The sequence below is a fragment of the Roseovarius sp. SK2 genome, assembly GCF_028807495.1.
Taxonomy (GTDB): domain Bacteria; phylum Pseudomonadota; class Alphaproteobacteria; order Rhodobacterales; family Rhodobacteraceae; genus Roseovarius; species Roseovarius confluentis.
This window is the reverse complement of the sequence record NZ_JARAMK010000001.1, coordinates 771,809-786,766: the sequence shown is the minus strand read 5'-3', so window position 1 is coordinate 786,766 and position 14,958 is coordinate 771,809. Positions and strand designations below refer to the sequence as shown.

Sequence of the window (14,958 nt, the reverse complement as noted above, 5' to 3'; positions counted from 1 at the left end):
GGGGACCGACTCACGCCGTCGCATTCGAAGACAAGGAAGGGCGTGCGCCTGCGGTATTACATCTCTCATCGGCTGGTCGCGCAGGCGGGAGAGGCTCACTCTGATGCCTGGCGTCTCCCTGCCGAGGAGTTTGAGACCAAGGTCGGCAAGCTCGTCCAGATGATGCTTGCCAAGCATGGCTTCGCGGCGAAGCTCGTACGGGGCGCGTCCGCCGATGCCATCGGTCGGCATGCCGCAACGCTGGCCGCTCATGCTGCAGATGCTGATCCCGCGGCGCTTCTCGGCCTGGTGGGCCGGATAGACATCATGCCCGGGCAGCTCGAGCTGCGGCTTGACGCCGGTACCATTGCAGATCTGATCGGCATTGCTCCGGAACATCTGGATCGAACCCGGCTCAACCGATCGTTTCCGTTCCAGCTGCGCAAGCGAGGCGTGGAAACGAAGATCATCTTCGACGATGCAGTACCTGAGACAGACGGCACCCTGATCCGCAATATTGCGAAGGCGCATGCCTGGTTCGAACGGATCAAGGCTGGCGAGACGATCTCTGAGATTGCGGCAAGCGAAGGTACTTCGAAACGGCGCGTCCAGCAACTCGTCGGTCTCGCGTTCCTTGCGCCCGACATCGTTCGCGATGTCCTCGAAGGCCGGCAACCCATCGGCTTCACATCCGAGTGGTGCCTGCGGCATGACGTGCCCTCGGATTGGACCGAGCAGCGCCAGCTTCTGGCGACCCTCTGATACCACTCTTCTCAACCTCGTATGGTGAAAATGGCGACCTGAGACATTGCCGTATTTGCCGGCCATTTGAGCGGCGCATTCCGGTCTCAGGGAACGCGGCCATCCCGCAAGGCTTTGAAACCACGGCAGAATGCCGAGTTTACCTTGCATGGTCTGGATTGCAGAAAGTGCGTGGCTGGGGTGGTAGGATTTCTTGCTAAGTAATTGATAATAATTAAAAAATAACAAATATAAGGATATGGTGTCAATCCTGAGCCTGCGGAAGAAAAATCTTGGAGACTTAGGCGACTCAAATGCCGAGTTTCCGAGATTGCATAACAAGTATCTGCGCGACCTACCCTTAATCAATTGATCTGATCCGTGTCTGACGTTAGCGTCTTGACGCCGTCGGCCTTGCCCATCTGCGCGACGATGAGGATGTAATCCGCGGCAATTGGAGACTGAACCCGGTCTCCGTTTCCGACAGTTCGATCCAGTGATGGATTGGGGAGACATGCTGTACCGAGCGGTAGCCGTTGGGGCTGTTCTTCTGGTAGCCTCAGGTCAGACCATTCGCGTCCCGCATCCATGATGGCGAGTTTATAGGCTGTCGTAGCACCTGAGGTGCACATGGCTGCAAAGACGGTCGTTTCACATTCGTCAAGAAACCCTCAGAAATCCGGACCGCCCTCATGGTGGCAATAGCCGAATTGCCCGCTCTGGTGTCAGACCCAATAATAGATCGCTACAGGCAATATCGACAGCAGGCCGAGCGAAACAAGCGCCAGCACGCCGTCGCGGGTCAACAGGCTGGCGGCGAAGAGCGCGATCACGGCCGAAGCTATGGAGCCGGACGTTGGCACGATCTCCATGAACGGCATGAACAACGTGAGCGCCATCACGAGGGTCAGTGGCAGCCACGTCCAAGGATGGTCAAACAGCCAGGTCAGTCGCGGTTTCAGGAAGCGCTCGACAAGGCGGACGGGCCGCCGCAGCCAGCGGATGCCCTTGCAGAGCTTCACGGTCGACAACCTCCGACGGGTGACGAAACCCGGAAGCCAGACGCTCTTTCGCCCCACCATCATCTGCGCCACGAGGATGAAGACCAGCGCCGCCACCACGGCGGTGATCCCGGGGATGGCGCTGGCCGGCGAGGTGGAGACCAGCGAGAAGGCCAGCATCAGCCCGGCGAAGGAAGAGTGACCAAGCGTATCGACCACATCCTCGACCGAAATCTCCTCACCCGAAACGGAGCGCTCGAGTTCGTCGAGAACATCGCTCAGTGCATGGGTCGCGGGGTGGTGCATGCCGGTTTCTCCGTCATCCGAGTGTGACCGACAGGACGGTGCCACCGAGGCAAACAGTGCAGCCGCGATCCCGGCGAGCGAAGTGATGGCACCCGGCGCCCGCACTCCATCGATCAGCCGGGACATTCGCGTGCCCGAGAGCCAGACGACCACCGCTGGCCCCGGGAAGAGCGCCGCACCGTCTGCGAGCGGCAGGCTTGCGAACCCTGCTCATACCACCACGCGCGACCAGCCGCCGTAGCTGTGGCGGACTGGTCCGCGCGGCAGGCTGACGGCCATCAATGCCAGCCCGGCGGCGATGTCAGCGCCGCTCTGGACCCAGGTCGCCTCCATCACCAGCGCGCAGATGACCAGCGCTGCGCCGAGGCAGACGTTGAGGAACCGCGCGGCGCGAATGCTCTCGGCCATGGCGCTGACCCCGATGGTGACTGCCAGCGCGCCGATCAGGTGGTCGGTGTTGGCCAAGGTGCCTTCGGTGCCCAAGGTCAGCCGGGTGAACATCAGCCAGGTGCCGATCACCACGCTGACTACCAGGCCCCAGGTCACGCTCACGCCGCCGCCCAGCATCTCGCGCGCCACGGCGCCGGCGGGCCGTTCGAAGCTTTCGTCGCGGCGGTCGTCCGGCCCGTCATCGGTGTCGCCGGTCAGGAAGACCCGCAGGATCGGAGCGCCCGCCCGGTGACGGCGGCGCAGGAACTGGCAGGTCGCGATCAGCTCGTCCACCGCATAGGGGATCTGGACCAGCATGGCGGCGGCGGTGATCAGGCAGAGCGTGCACCACGTGCCTAGCAAGATCGGCTGGATGATGATGAAGGTGATGGAGATCACGCCCAGGGGAACGATCATGATGCCGAAGATGAGCACCAGCCAGGGCATCGTGCGCCAGCGGCGGGCCGAGCCGATGAAGCCGATGAGAATTTCCAGCAGGTAGGTCAGCGCGCCAAGGCCCGCGTCCGGCACCGGCCAGGCCTCGGAGATGTCCGAGGTGATTATTTCTTCGGTGCCGTTCTGCGGATTGTCGGGCGCGCCTGGGAAAAACGGCTCCCATACCCCGTCCACGTGGCCCATCTGGTAGGCGGCGAGGTAGCGCGACACAAAGAGCCCGATGAAGGCCAGCCCGATCACCGGCATCCGCTGGGTCCAGTCGGACGGAGAGTAATCCCAGCCGGGCGGGATCGTCGGCCCGGTTGTGGCCGACATGGTGCCGATCCCCGGCGCGGGGCGGGTGCAGACCGCGAGGCCGAAGATCGCCGCCCCCGCCAGCGTGCCGTTGAGGTAGGCCGCGGCACTTTCGGTCCAGAATACCAGCGGCGCGGTCATGATCCAGGCGGCGACCGCGGCGACCCCCCAGCGGACCAGTGCGGCGCGCCAGGAGAGCGCCAGGAAACTTCCGATCACCACCAGGACCCCCGCAGCAATGTCGCTGACCAGTAAGCCGGTCAGGTCGGTGTAGCCCAGGATCACCGGAGCGGTGATCATCCAGGCCCCCAGCCCGATGTTGAGGAACTGCGCCCACACGTTTCGGGCATGAGCGGTGCGGAACTGGTCTTCGTGACGTCTGCGCAATGCTTCGGGGTCGTTACGATCCTTCGCGGCCTGAAGCCAGTGCGGCTTAGTTAGACCATTGGCCTCATACCAGCCCTCCGGGTCGTTCTTCAGCCTGGCGATCATCGCCGGCAATTCCTCGCGGATCGAATGCTTCGGCGTCCACCCCAGCAATTCTTCGGCGCGGGAGATGTCGAGCTCGTAATGGTCATCCGCCATTCTGACCATAAACGGCTTTATGAAAGGCTCCTCGCCATGGTCGAAATCATCCGGCACGACCGGCTCGGCCTTCACCTGCGCCCAGGCCCCGGCGGCGGCGATCGGCTTGGGGACCGAGAGCGTCTGCCAGTCTTCGGTGCCGTGGATCAGCTGCGCGATGCGCCGTTGCAGCGCATCATAGCCCATGGCCTCGCGCTCGCCGATCAGGATCGTCACGTCCTCGGACAGATTGTCCCGGCGGTCGACCGTGCGGGCGAAGGCCTCGAGCATGTCGTCCTTGTGCAGGAAGGATTGGCCAGTGGACAGGTCGCCGGAATACGCGTGCGATTTCGGGTCGCGTTCGTAGATGCGGCGGATCTGCTCGGCCAGCGTGGGCACGGCTGTTCGTTCGTCATAAAGGCCGGCAAGATGCAGCAAGGCATAGGGGATGCCGCCATGTTCGGCCCGGATCACCTCCTCGGTGCGCGCCTTCGAGGCGGGATAGGCCCAGCCCGGCTCCACCGGAGTGTCTTCGGTGACCGGAATCCCGGGGGCCGAGGGGCGGTGCACCAGCATGGTGCCGGAATAGATGAAACGGTCGACGCGGAACTGCCGCAGCCCGCGCAGCAGGTTGCGGGTGCCCTCCTCGTTGACCTTCTCGTAGAGCGGGCTTTCCTCGCCCGAGAAGTCGAAATAGGCGGCAAGGTGGATGACGGCGGCTATGTGATCGCCATGCTGTGATCGCACCTGTTCCATTGCGCTGCCGACCGACGCCGCATCGGTGATATCGAAAGCGAAGATGTCCTCAGCTTCCTGCAGGTCGAGGCCGGCCACCCGGTAGTCATCAGCCAGCCGCCGCTTCAGGGCGCCACCGAGATTTCCGGCTGCGCCGGTGATCAAAACCAGGGGTTTCCGCCGATCATTCTCCGTGTTTTCGGTCATGCAGTTCTCCCGGTGTTCCGTGGGCCAAAATTGTCCACCGCGCCGGATGTGAAAGCCGGACAGTCAGTCACGCGATGACCAAGTCTCTTGATTCAACACAGGCCGATCCGCCGCGTTCCAATCACGCAACGATGAAAGCGATTGCCACGGCCGCCAGTGCCAGAAACCCGCGACGACCCACCGGGCGGGTTGCCGGGATCCGTCGCCTTGGATGTCCTCTGAGCCCGGCTTACGGTCGGCGCTCGCGTATCGGTTCGCCTCTCGTTGCATTGCCGTTGACACCTGTGCCGCGCTCGGCGGAGTTCCCGCCGCTTCGTCGTCCGTGCCCAGCGGCGCAGCGACGGGGCCTTGGAATGGCATGGAAATGTCGCCGTGCTTTTGATCCATGAGGTCGGTTTCGGAGTTCATTTGAACCTCTTACGAGCACACTGGTGATGAATTCGACTAACAGATGCGCGCGGATAATGTTTCGAGGGGTGCTCGCTGTGAGGGAGCGTTTCTTTGCTCACAAAGAGTCGCGCCCAACAAATGTTGGAGACGAAACCCGGTGATGGCCTCACCTTGAATGACAGTATCCATATTGGCCCCGATCGCGGCCTCGCCCTTGCCGGAGACTGGATGGATTCAGCGGACAGACGCCGCATCGAGGCAGGGCGCGCGCTGCTGGGAACTGCCGCGATCACAGGCGGTTTCCCCTGCAGGAGGATCCGGGTTATGACGCAGGAAAACAGCCGTCAATTGCGAACGCGGAATGGAGATTGGATTTCCCCGGAAGAGTTGTAAGAGGTTCTCGCCGAAGAGGGATATTCCTGGAGCGAAAGAATGAACTTCCTGAACTCGGTCTTGACCGACCTGGCGGCAGAGAGCGCCGAGCATGGCGCACCCGACGGCAAGGCTGCGGCATTGCTCGCAGAGGTTCGGCGCATTCTGGAAGAGGAGCAGGGCAAGTATGGGCGGCGCCCAATCGCGGAGGATTTGCCGTGACCGATGACTCGGCAAATGGCGCCGCGCAAGCGTCAGGTGACGATAACGGCAAGCTCAAGCGTGAGATCGTTAACCTGTCTGCAAATCCGGACATCCGCAGCGTGTAGGGACGCTTGGGTGTCGAGGGCAGTTCCGACCCGTTCAGGATCATCGAGATCAGACCCGTCGAGCTTTCCGCCGTGACCAGCGCATTGCCATCGAGTTCGGGAAAGACCTCGTCGGCGCCGTGCCCGTCGGCGAAATGGCAGGCGTTGCAGTTGTCGGTGTAGAGCCGTGCCCCAGGGGCATGTCCGGGTCGGCCGAGGCGATCAGGGCCACGGTCCCGGTCCTGTCGCCGGAGCGTTCCGGCGCCGCGCCGCTGCCGTTCAGCCCCAAGAGGAAGGCCGACATGGCAGCGAGGTCCTCTGCGCTCATGAACTGGGTGGAATTCCGGATGACCAACTGCATCTCGCCGTTGACTGCCGCATGGGCGTTGCGCCCGGTCGAGAAGATGGCGAGCAGGTCCTTCCGGCGCCACCCGACTATGGCGCGCCTCGTGAGGGTGTGACGGGAACCTACAAACTCAAAGTTGCACCTCAATTGCATGTCGTAATGGGCACAACCGGCAGAAGCGTCCAGATCGTGGCGACCAGACCCACCCACCCCCCGGCGCGGCTGACGAAGCGGACCAGGTCGGATGACGGGTGCGGCCAGAAGTAGTGCGCCGCCAGAAGCGCCAGTTGCGCCAGGACCGCCAGGGCATAGCCTGCGCCCAGCAGCAGACCGGGCAGCGCCACGCCGGACACCGTCCCCGTCAGGCCGTGGCCGCAGATCGATCCGTGCAGTCCGTAGACCGCGCTGAACGCGGCCAGCCACAGCAGGGGCGACACCAGAATACGCAGCACATCCGTCATGGCAGAAACCCGGGCAGGTGCGCGGCCAAAAGGATCAGTGTTGCAGTAGCGGCCAAGTAGTTGATCCAAAGGCCAGCCACCGGAAAATCCGCCCGGCGCCGGGCCGAGGTCAGCCCGCCCCGGACCTTGGCGGTCAGGACGGCAATCATCAGCGCGGCCAGTCCCGCGTGGACCAGACCGTAGGCGCCCAGCACCGTCAGCGTCGCGCCATAGGCGTGCCCGTCCGGGTCCGGCGCGCGCAGCATCATCGCCGCGCAGGCGATCCCGATGGCGCAGGCGGCGGCGAAGGACAGGCCAAGCGCGGCCAGCACGTTGGCGTCGCGGCGCACCGCCCGGATCGCCACCCGCATGGCCAAGGGTCCGGTGGCCGCGCCCGCCAGGCCGATGCCTACCTCCAGGCCCGAGGGGGTGAACCACGCAGGCGGCGGCCAGCCCGGGGCGACGGTCCAGAGAAAGGCGAACCCGAACAGGAGCGACCCGAAGAAGGTGGCGTTCGCCGTCAGCAGGAACACCGACCCCCACCAGCCCGGCCCGCGGTCGGTCGCGGCCGCGGGGGGCAATTCCAGCCCGTGGCCGACGTCCTGCGCGGGCAGATCGTCGCGACGGCCCAGCGCCCAGACCCAGCGACAGGCCAGCGCTGCCACGCCGGCGAGGGCCAGGGGGGTCAGCCAGTAGAGCTTGAGCAGGAGCGACAGAAAGAACAGGCCCGTGACCGCCGACATCACGATCGGCAGTCGGGTGTTCGACGGGTAGGTTACGTGGAAATCCGGTCGGCCGGAGGCGACGTCGACGGTCAGCGTCTCGCGGCAGCCCTGCCGGGGGCTGTCCAGGTAGCCTTCGCCGCGGGCCAGCCGCAGAGCGAGGTCCGGGTTCCGGGCCAGCGGCTCGCGGTCGGTGACCTGCGGAAGGCTGGCGAAGTTGTAGGGCGGAGGCGGCACCATCATTGCCCATTCCAGCGTGCCCGCCTTCCAGGGATCGCGCCGGCCCCGCACGGCCGTGACGGAATTGAGGATGATATCCAAGAGGACCATCGCCAGACCGATCGCCAGCACGAAACTGCCGACGGAGGACACCAGGTTGATCGCGGTCCAGCCATCCTCGGGCGCATAGGTCGGGATGCGTCGGCGCTGGCCCAGGAGGCCGACCCAGTGCATGGCCAGGAAGGTCACGTGGAATCCGGTGAAAACCAGTACGAAGGCGAATTCCCCCAACCGGAAGAACCGCTTTCGCCCGGTGACATGCGGCAGCCAGTAGTAGATCCCGGCCAGCACCGGAAAGACGAAGCCGCCGAACAGGACATAGTGCAGATGCGCGGTGACGAAGGCGGTGTCATGCACCTGCCAGTCGAAGGGCACCATGGCGACCATCACGCCGGTCAGCCCGCCGATCACGAAGGTCACGAAGAAGCCGATGATGTGCAGCATCGGCATGTGCAGTTCGGGCCGGCCCCGCCACATCGTGCCGATCCACGCGAAGATCTGCACCGACGTTGGCACCGCCACCAGCGTCGAGGCGGCCGAGAAGAAGGCCAGTCCCATGTGCGGGATGCCGGTGGTGAACATGTGGTGGACCCACAAGCCGAAGGACAGGAAGGCCAGCGCCACCGCCGCCGCGACGATCCAGCCGTAGCCCAGCAGGGCGGTGCGGCACATCACCGGCAGCACGGTCGAGATCACGCTCGCGGCAGGCAGGAAGATGATGTAGACCTCGGGGTGGCCGAACAGCCAGAACAGGTGCTGCCAGAGCAGGCTGTCGCCCCCCAGCTCGGCCTGGAAGAACGGCAGGCCGAAGGCGCGCTCGACTTCCAGCAGCACGGAGCCGAGGATCAGCGGCGGAAACCCCGTCAGGATCATCAGCGCGGTAACAAGCGCATACCAGGCGAAGATCGGCATCCTGTCCAGAGACATGCCCGGCGCACGGAATTTCAGGATCGAGACGGTGATCTCGACCGCCGCCGCGATGGCCGAAATCTCGACGAAGGTGATGCCGATCAGCCAGAAATCGGTGTTGATTCCCGGCGAATGGATCGCGCCGCTGAGCGGCGGGTACATGAACCAGCCGCTATCGGGGGCGATTCCCAGCAGCATCGACACCAGAAGCATCGTTCCGCCGAAGGCGTAACACCAGTAGCCATAGGCCGTAAGCCGCGGGAAGGCCAGGTCGCGGGTGCCCAGCATCTTGGGCAGCAGATAGACCGCCAGCCCCTCGAAGGTGGGGATGGCGAAGAGGAACATCATGATGGTCCCGTGCATGGTGAAGATCTGGTTGTAGATCTCGGGCCCCGCGAAGGCCGAATGCGGCGTGGCAAGCTGGGCGCGGATCAGCATCGCCAGAAGCCCGCTGACGACGAAGAAGAAGAAGGCGGTGACAAGGAACATCCGCCCCAGGTCGGTATGGTTCACGGTCGAGAACCAGCCGCGGAAGCCCGGCTCGGACGCCCAGATGCGAGAGAGGGCGCGATGGCGTCGGAGTGCGTTCATTCGGGTTCACCTGCAAGGAAGGCCGTCCAGCCGGCCGCGTCATGCGCGGTGACGGTGAAGGTCAGGTCGCCGTAGCCGGCGCCGCTGAACTCTGCGCTGAGTCCCCGGTAGGTGCCCGGCGCGTCGGCCTCGATCCGCAGGATGTTCACATGGCCGGGGATCGCATCGAGCTTGCCGGCAAGTCGGGGTACCCAGAACGCGTGGATCACGTCTCCGGTCGTGATCACCACATCGACCGGCCGCCCGGCGGGAATGTGCAGTACCGCGCTGGTCGTCCGGTCGGCTGCGTCGGGATAGGTGAACAACCAGCCGTCGCGGCTGCCGGTCGCGGCGACCTCGACGACCTCGTCGCCGGCGCGTGGCAGCAAGCGTTCACCGATCACCAGGCCGTAGGCCAGCAGCGCGGCAAGCACGGCCATCGGAAAGGCCAGGCCAAGGCCGATCACCCAGGTGCGAATGCCGTGCCTTTCGCTGCCCGGTCCATCACGGCGGAGAAAGGGCAGGGCCGTCAGCACCATTACCAAGGCGAAGATCAGCGTCGCCCCCGCCAGCAGCACCCACCACAGGGTCGCGATCTCGCGCGCGGCCGGTCCGGCCGGATCGACGACGGATAGCGCCCCTTCGCAACCTGCAAGCGTCACAAGCGTTGTGGTCCCCAAGGCAATCCGGCACAGTGGGGCTGCATGGCGATGGAACCGATGGTGAACGAGGAAGACGAGGAACTGATCGATCCGGTCAGCGAACGTCCCGGCTTTGGCGAAACGGAATCGCAGATCGCGATCCTGGGCCATCCGATCCATGCGATGAGCGTGGCGTTCCCAGTCGCTCTGACCTTCTGCACCCTGGGGGCAGATGCGCTGTTTTGGTGGACGGGCGACGCGTTCTGGGCACGCGCGGCCTTGTGGGCCGCGGGCACCGGCTTCCTGTTCGGGATGTTCGCGGGACTTTCCGGCACGGCCGAATTGCTGTTCGTGCCGGGTATCCGCGCGCGGGCCCCGGCCTGGACGCATTTCATCATCGCTGTCACATTGCTGGCCCTTCTGGGGGCCAACTGGGGTCAGCGGCTCTACGGATATCAGGAGGCGGTGCTGCCCTACGGCATCCTGATGTCGGCTCTTTGCGTCTGCGTGGTGGGCTTCACGGGATGGCATGGGGGCAAGCTCGTCTTCGATTACCGGCTGGGGACGTCCAAGGGCAACTGACCGCCACGGGGTTCGGTCATCCATTCGGGAAAGCTGATCCAGTCCAGCGTCGGTTTCGCCAGCACAAGGGTGAGTATGAACAGGCAGGGCACCAGTGCGGCCGCGACGGGCAGCAGGGGGTGCGGCGGCCGATGTCGGCCCGGCTTCTCGGCGACCTTCACCAGAACGTGGCCGATCCAGGCGTGGACGGCGACAAGGAGCGCAACGAAAGCGAGCTTGGCATAAAGCCACGGCACGAAAACCTCGCGCAGGAAGATCAGCCAGGTTCCCGCGATGACGGTCAGCACGGCGGCGGGGGTGACGATCATTGTGTAGGTCATATGGGTGGCGTGCCGGATGATGCGATAATCGTCGGCGACGACGGCAGGGTCATGGCGGGCCAGCATGAGGGGCAGAACCAGCAGTCCGCCGCACCACAGCGTCAGCCCGGCGACATGCAGCAGCTTGAGCAGCGGCACGGTCGAGAGGATCCAGTCGATTGTCATGCCGGACCCGAGGACAGGTGTGACCAGGAGCGCCGGGCCACGACGATGGCGGCCGCCGCGTAGGGAACACCGGTCGGCACCCACATGATCAGCCCGCCCAGCTGCTGGTCCTGAAGCGGCGTGAGGCCCCAGAGAAACGGTGCCACGGCATGCGCCGCGTATAGCGGCGCGGGGGCGAATGTCAGGATCGCGCCAAGCATGCCCATCTGCGCAAACCCAGCCACCACGAAGACCAGCCGGTCGATGGGTGCATCCTCGATGGCGAAGATGCCCCGCCAGAACCAGACGGCGCTGCCAAGCAACGTCAGTTGCATCAGCCAGTAGACCGCCACGTTGGACAACGCCAAGTCATAGCTTGCCGGGACGTGCCATATCCACAGCACCGCCGTCGAAACCGAAAAGGGCAGGGCCGGGCCGGGCCTGCCGCGCCCGCGCCAGACCACCGCCAGAAGCGGCGCCGCCACCGCCACCAGAAGAACGTGATGCAGCACCCGTGCCGAAAACAGGGCAGAGGAAAGCGCACACAAGGGCGAAACGAACGCGACGAACATCACCGCGACAGCCGCCAGCCCGGCAGGCTCGCGCCGCAGCAGCGCCGTCAGCCCCAAAAGCGCCGCGAGAACCGCCGGATCGAGGTTCCAGCTTGTCCAAAGCTCCGCGGGCGGCGGCGGTTGTCCGCAGTAGATCCCGTCCATGATCAGAAACTCCCCGGGCCTATCCGTCGCTTCGTTGCGCGTGGCGGCAAGGTGGGCCTGCCGCACGACTTTCTTCCTATCAAACCCAAACCCGCAATCCCACCGAATGTTTCCGCGGCCGCTGACCGCGCCGCGCCCCGGAAAGGCCCGCGTTGAACTCCTGCGCCGGTTCGGACGTTGACTCCCCGACGTTGCACCCCGCGCGGCAGGAAAGGCAAGGATCATGGCATCACGCGCTCTCTGGATAGGACAGCTTCGCCTGTCGCTGGTGTCCATTCCGGTGGAAATCCATTCCGCCCGCGATTCCTCTTCGCGCGTGTCGTTCCGCCAGATCCACAAGCCCTCGGGCAAGCCCGTCCGCTACCAGAAGGCGGTTCAGGGGGTCGGCCCCGTCGAGAACGATGACATCATGAAGGGCTACGAGACCGAGGACGGGGACTATATCCTGCTCGACAAGGACGAGATCGACGCGATCAAGCTGGAGACGAAAAAGACGCTGGAACTCGTCCAGTTCGTCGAGACCTCGGAAATCGCGCCCATCTGGTTCGACCGGCCCTATTACGTCGTGCCCTCCGACGAGCTTGCGGAAGATGCCTATCGCGTGGTTCGCGATGCCCTGCGGCAAACGAAGAAGGCGGGTCTCGGTCAGCTGACCATGCGCGGCAAGGAATACCTATGCGCCATTCGCCCCTGCGGCGACGGACTGCTGATGGAGACGCTGCACTACGAGGATGATATTCGCGACGCCGATCCTTTGTTCTCAGGGATCGAGGACGACGCCTCGGACGAGGAACTGCTGGAGGTCGCCACGCAGCTGATCGACAAGAAGACCGCGCCTTTCGACGCTTCGGCCTTCGAGGATCACTACGCGGCGGCTCTCAAGGACCTGATCTCGGCCAAGATGAAATCGAAGAAGACACCCCGCGCCAAGGCCGCGGATGACGGCGGCGACGCCGAGGCGGAGAACGTGGTCGATCTGATGGATGCGCTGAAGAAAAGCCTGAAGCAGAGCAAGGGCGGCAAGTCCACCCGCCGCAAGAAGGCCTCGTGAGATCCCTGGACGCATATCGCGAGAAGCGGGATTTCGACGTCACGCCGGAGCCCCGCGCCGAGCTTGTCGAGGCCGGCGGCGAGCGCCTGTCCTTCGTTGTCCAGAAACACGACGCGAGCCGCCTACACTACGACTTTCGCCTGGAACTGGGCGGTGTGCTGCTGTCCTGGGCCGTCACCAAGGGCCCCTCGACCGAGCCGTCGCAAAAGCGCCTCGCGGTGCGCACCGAGGATCACCCGGTGTCCTATGGCGGTTTCGAGGGCACCATCCCGAAGGACGAATACGGCGGCGGCACCGTCATGCTGTGGGACAACGGCTGGTGGGAACCCCTGCACCATCCCGAGGAGGGTTTGAAGGAAGGCAAGCTGCATTTCAGGCTTCATGGCGCGCGGATGAAAGGCGGCTGGGCGCTGGTGCGGATGCGCGGAAAAAAGGGCGAGAAACGCGAGAACTGGCTGCTGATCAAGGAACGCGACGATTTTGCCGGGCGCACCGCCGATGCGCTGACCAACAAGCACCGCACCTCGGTCACCACGGGTCGGGCGATGCGCGCCATTGCCGGGGGCAAACACGCCGCCACCCCCGCGAAACACACCAAGCCGCTGCCCCGCTTCCGCAAAGTTCAGCTTGCCACCCTGCGCGACGCCCCGCCCGACGGCGAGGGCTGGCAGCACGAGGCCAAGTTCGATGGCTATCGCTGCGTGATCGCCGTGGGCAAGGGCGGGGTGCGGCTCTACTCGCGCAACGGCAAGGACTGGTCGGACCGGTTCGGGGCGCTCTGTGAACCGGCGGCGGCGTTGGCGTGTGGCTCGGCCCTGATCGACGGGGAAGTGATCGCCGGGGCCGGGGGAGGGGACTTCTCGACGCTCCAGAAAGCACTGAAGGCCGGCGACCCGCTCACATGCTACCTCTTCGACATCCTTGTCCTCGATGGCGAGGATCTGACCGGCAAGCCGCTCTCGGAACGGCGCGAGGCGCTGGAAGGGCTCATGGACGGGCAGCCGCCCCGCGGGCCGCTCCGCCTCAGCCCGGTGATCGAGGGCGATGGTGCGGCTGCCCTTGCCGCAATCTGCGAGGCCGGGGGCGAGGGCCTCATCTCCAAGCGCATCGACGCCCCCTATCGCGCCGGCCGCAGCAAAAGCTGGATCAAGGCCAAGTGCATCCGCCGGGCCGAATTCGTGGTCGCCGGATGGTCGCCCTCGGACAAGAAGGGCAGGCCGTTTTCTTCCCTCATCCTGGGGAGTTACGAAAAGGGCACGCTGATATACCGGGGCCGCGTCGGCACGGGGTTCGACGGCGACGACATGGCGGAACTGATGGCCGCCCTGAAGCCCCTTGCCCGCAAGACACCCCCGTTTGACGAAAAGCTGCCCGACGAGGCAATGGGCGCCCGCTGGGTCACGCCAAGGCTGGTGATCGAAGCGGACTATGCCGAGTTCACCAGCGAAGGCCGGATACGCCACGGCGTCTACAAGGGCCTGCGCGAAGACAAGGAGGCCCGGGACGTGAGTGCCAGAGCCGAAGCGAAGAACGACAGCGGCGACGACGAGAAAACCATCGCCGGCGTCCGCATTTCCAGCACCTCGCGCAGGGTCTATCCCGATGCGGGGCTGACCAAGGGCGAGGTTGCGGAACATTACGCTCAGGTCGCCGAGCGGATGCTCGATGATGTGGCCGACCGCCCCCTGGCGCTGTTGCGCTGCCCCGACGGGATCGCGGGCGATTGCTTCTTCCAGAAACACGCGGGCAAGGGCTTTCCCGAGGGCGTCAAATCCATTCCCATCGAGGAAAAGGACGGCGATACAGCCGATTACATGTATGTCGACGGCCCCGAAGGCCTCGTTGGCGCGGCGCAGATGGGCACGCTGGAATTCCACATCTGGGGCGCGCGCCGCGACCGGATCGAACGGCCCGACCGGATGGTGTTCGATCTCGATCCCGACGAGGGTCTCGGCTTCGCCAAGGTGAAGGCGGCGGCGGAAGAGGTTCGCGAGGGCCTGAGCGCCTGCGGGCTGGACAGCGCGCCCATGGTCACGGGCGGCAAGGGGGTGCACGTGATCGTGCCGCTGCGCCGCATTGCCGAGTGGGAGACGGTGAAAACCTTCGCCAAGACCTTTGCCACAGTCCTCGCGGAGCGCCACCCGAAGCGATACACCGCCACCATGTCCAAGACCAAACGCAAGGGGCGCGTGTTCATCGACTGGTTGCGCAACGAGCGCGGCGCCACCGCCATCGCTCCTTATTCCCTCCGCGCGCGCGCGGGCGCCGCGGTCGCGGTGCCGGTGACCTGGGCCGAGTTGCAGGACCTGAGCCGTCCCGACGGCTTTCATGTGGGCGATATGGCGGCACGTCTGAAACGCCCGTGTCCGTTGCGGTCGGCCAAGGCGCGCGGAATCGGAACCGAGGTCGTGGAAGCTCTGGAAGACTGGTCTCGCGACTGAAAGCCCTCGGGCGGC

At 65.0% G+C, this 14,958-nt stretch carries 13 protein-coding genes and 1 pseudogene; 5 read left to right on the top strand and 9 right to left on the bottom strand.

The window, feature by feature from the left end:
* Window positions 1–42: 42 nt before the first annotated feature.
* A complete protein-coding gene (locus tag PVV74_RS03985; RefSeq protein WP_274592309.1) occupies window positions 43–741 on the top strand; it encodes a hypothetical protein in 699 nt (232 codons plus the stop codon).
* 704 nt (window positions 742–1,445) lie between these two features.
* Here PVV74_RS03985 and PVV74_RS03980 read toward each other — a convergent pair.
* The 3 genes from PVV74_RS03980 to PVV74_RS03970 form a co-directional block, all read right to left on the bottom strand.
* Window positions 1,446–2,153 carry an exopolysaccharide biosynthesis protein gene (locus PVV74_RS03980; protein ID WP_274592308.1) on the bottom strand — a complete coding sequence of 236 codons (708 nt, stop codon included), beginning with the start codon at window positions 2,151–2,153 and terminating at the stop codon, window positions 1,446–1,448.
* A gap of 84 nt (window positions 2,154–2,237) precedes the next feature.
* Window positions 2,238–4,712, bottom strand: a complete 2,475-nt coding sequence (locus PVV74_RS03975; RefSeq protein ID WP_274592307.1) for a vitamin K epoxide reductase family protein — start codon at window positions 4,710–4,712, stop codon at window positions 2,238–2,240.
* A 63-nt stretch (window positions 4,713–4,775) separates the two neighbouring features.
* A complete protein-coding gene (locus tag PVV74_RS03970) occupies window positions 4,776–5,120 on the bottom strand; it encodes a hypothetical protein (protein ID WP_274592306.1) in 345 nt (114 codons plus the stop codon).
* 414 nt (window positions 5,121–5,534) lie between these two features.
* Here PVV74_RS03970 and PVV74_RS03965 point away from each other — a divergent pair, with 414 nt between their 5' ends.
* Window positions 5,535–5,696, top strand: a complete 162-nt coding sequence (locus PVV74_RS03965; protein WP_170067118.1) for a hypothetical protein — start codon at window positions 5,535–5,537, stop codon at window positions 5,694–5,696.
* 172 nt (window positions 5,697–5,868) lie between these two features.
* On the opposite strand, the pseudogene PVV74_RS03960 reads toward PVV74_RS03965, so the two are convergent.
* The 4 genes and pseudogenes from PVV74_RS03960 to PVV74_RS03945 all read right to left on the bottom strand — a co-directional run.
* Window positions 5,869–6,213, bottom strand: a pseudogene (locus tag PVV74_RS03960) (c-type cytochrome); the annotation flags it as partial.
* A 58-nt stretch (window positions 6,214–6,271) separates the two neighbouring features.
* Window positions 6,272–6,589, bottom strand: a complete 318-nt coding sequence (locus PVV74_RS03955) for a hypothetical protein (RefSeq protein ID WP_274592304.1) — start codon at window positions 6,587–6,589, stop codon at window positions 6,272–6,274.
* Window positions 6,586–9,069 (bottom strand): cytochrome c oxidase subunit I, encoded by a 2,484-nt coding sequence (ctaD, locus tag PVV74_RS03950; RefSeq protein WP_274592303.1) that lies wholly within the window; start codon window positions 9,067–9,069, stop codon window positions 6,586–6,588. The genes PVV74_RS03955 and ctaD overlap by 4 nt, the downstream gene beginning before the upstream one ends.
* Window positions 9,066–9,728, bottom strand: a complete 663-nt coding sequence (locus tag PVV74_RS03945; RefSeq protein ID WP_245890393.1) for a cytochrome c oxidase subunit II — start codon at window positions 9,726–9,728, stop codon at window positions 9,066–9,068. The genes ctaD and PVV74_RS03945 overlap by 4 nt, the downstream gene beginning before the upstream one ends.
* A gap of 24 nt (window positions 9,729–9,752) precedes the next feature.
* On the opposite strand from PVV74_RS03945, the gene PVV74_RS03940 reads away from it, so the two are divergent.
* Entirely contained in the window at window positions 9,753–10,271 is a 519-nt protein-coding gene (locus PVV74_RS03940) for a DUF2231 domain-containing protein (protein ID WP_245890392.1), read from the top strand.
* Here the strand turns inward: PVV74_RS03940 and PVV74_RS03935 are convergent.
* Both PVV74_RS03935 and PVV74_RS03930 read right to left on the bottom strand, forming a co-directional pair.
* A complete protein-coding gene (locus PVV74_RS03935; RefSeq protein WP_103761819.1) occupies window positions 10,241–10,756 on the bottom strand; it encodes a CopD family protein in 516 nt (171 codons plus the stop codon). The genes PVV74_RS03940 and PVV74_RS03935 overlap by 31 nt on opposite strands.
* On the bottom strand, window positions 10,753–11,517 hold the full coding sequence (locus PVV74_RS03930; RefSeq protein ID WP_245890391.1) for a cytochrome c oxidase assembly protein: 765 nt from the start codon (window positions 11,515–11,517) through the stop codon (window positions 10,753–10,755). Before PVV74_RS03930 ends, PVV74_RS03935 begins: the two co-directional genes overlap by 4 nt.
* A 157-nt stretch (window positions 11,518–11,674) precedes the next feature.
* Here PVV74_RS03930 and ku point away from each other — a divergent pair, with 157 nt between their 5' ends.
* Together ku and ligD are read left to right on the top strand one after the other, a co-directional pair.
* A complete protein-coding gene (gene ku / locus PVV74_RS03925) occupies window positions 11,675–12,502 on the top strand; it encodes a non-homologous end joining protein Ku (RefSeq protein ID WP_103761818.1) in 828 nt (275 codons plus the stop codon).
* Entirely contained in the window at window positions 12,499–14,943 is a 2,445-nt protein-coding gene (ligD, locus tag PVV74_RS03920; RefSeq protein ID WP_274592302.1) for a DNA ligase D, read from the top strand. Before ku ends, ligD begins: the two co-directional genes overlap by 4 nt.
* Window positions 14,944–14,958: the final 15 nt, after the last annotated feature.

Excerpts from the sequence above, each read along its gene's own strand:
- PVV74_RS03980 (WP_274592308.1), bottom strand. The coding sequence starts at position 2,153 with ATGTCCCGGCTGATCGATGGAGTGCGGGCGCCGGGTGCCATCACTTCG.
- PVV74_RS03975 (WP_274592307.1), bottom strand. The coding sequence starts at position 4,712 with ATGACCGAAAACACGGAGAATGATCGGCGGAAACCCCTGGTTTTGATC.
- PVV74_RS03970 (WP_274592306.1), bottom strand. The coding sequence starts at position 5,120 with ATGAACTCCGAAACCGACCTCATGGATCAAAAGCACGGCGACATTTCC.
- PVV74_RS03965 (WP_170067118.1), top strand. The coding sequence starts at position 5,535 with ATGAACTTCCTGAACTCGGTCTTGACCGACCTGGCGGCAGAGAGCGCC.
- PVV74_RS03955 (WP_274592304.1), bottom strand. The coding sequence starts at position 6,589 with ATGACGGATGTGCTGCGTATTCTGGTGTCGCCCCTGCTGTGGCTGGCC.
- ctaD (WP_274592303.1), bottom strand. The coding sequence starts at position 9,069 with ATGAACGCACTCCGACGCCATCGCGCCCTCTCTCGCATCTGGGCGTCC.
- PVV74_RS03940 (WP_245890392.1), top strand. The coding sequence starts at position 9,753 with ATGGCGATGGAACCGATGGTGAACGAGGAAGACGAGGAACTGATCGAT.
- PVV74_RS03935 (WP_103761819.1), bottom strand. The coding sequence starts at position 10,756 with ATGACAATCGACTGGATCCTCTCGACCGTGCCGCTGCTCAAGCTGCTG.
- ku (WP_103761818.1), top strand. The coding sequence starts at position 11,675 with ATGGCATCACGCGCTCTCTGGATAGGACAGCTTCGCCTGTCGCTGGTG.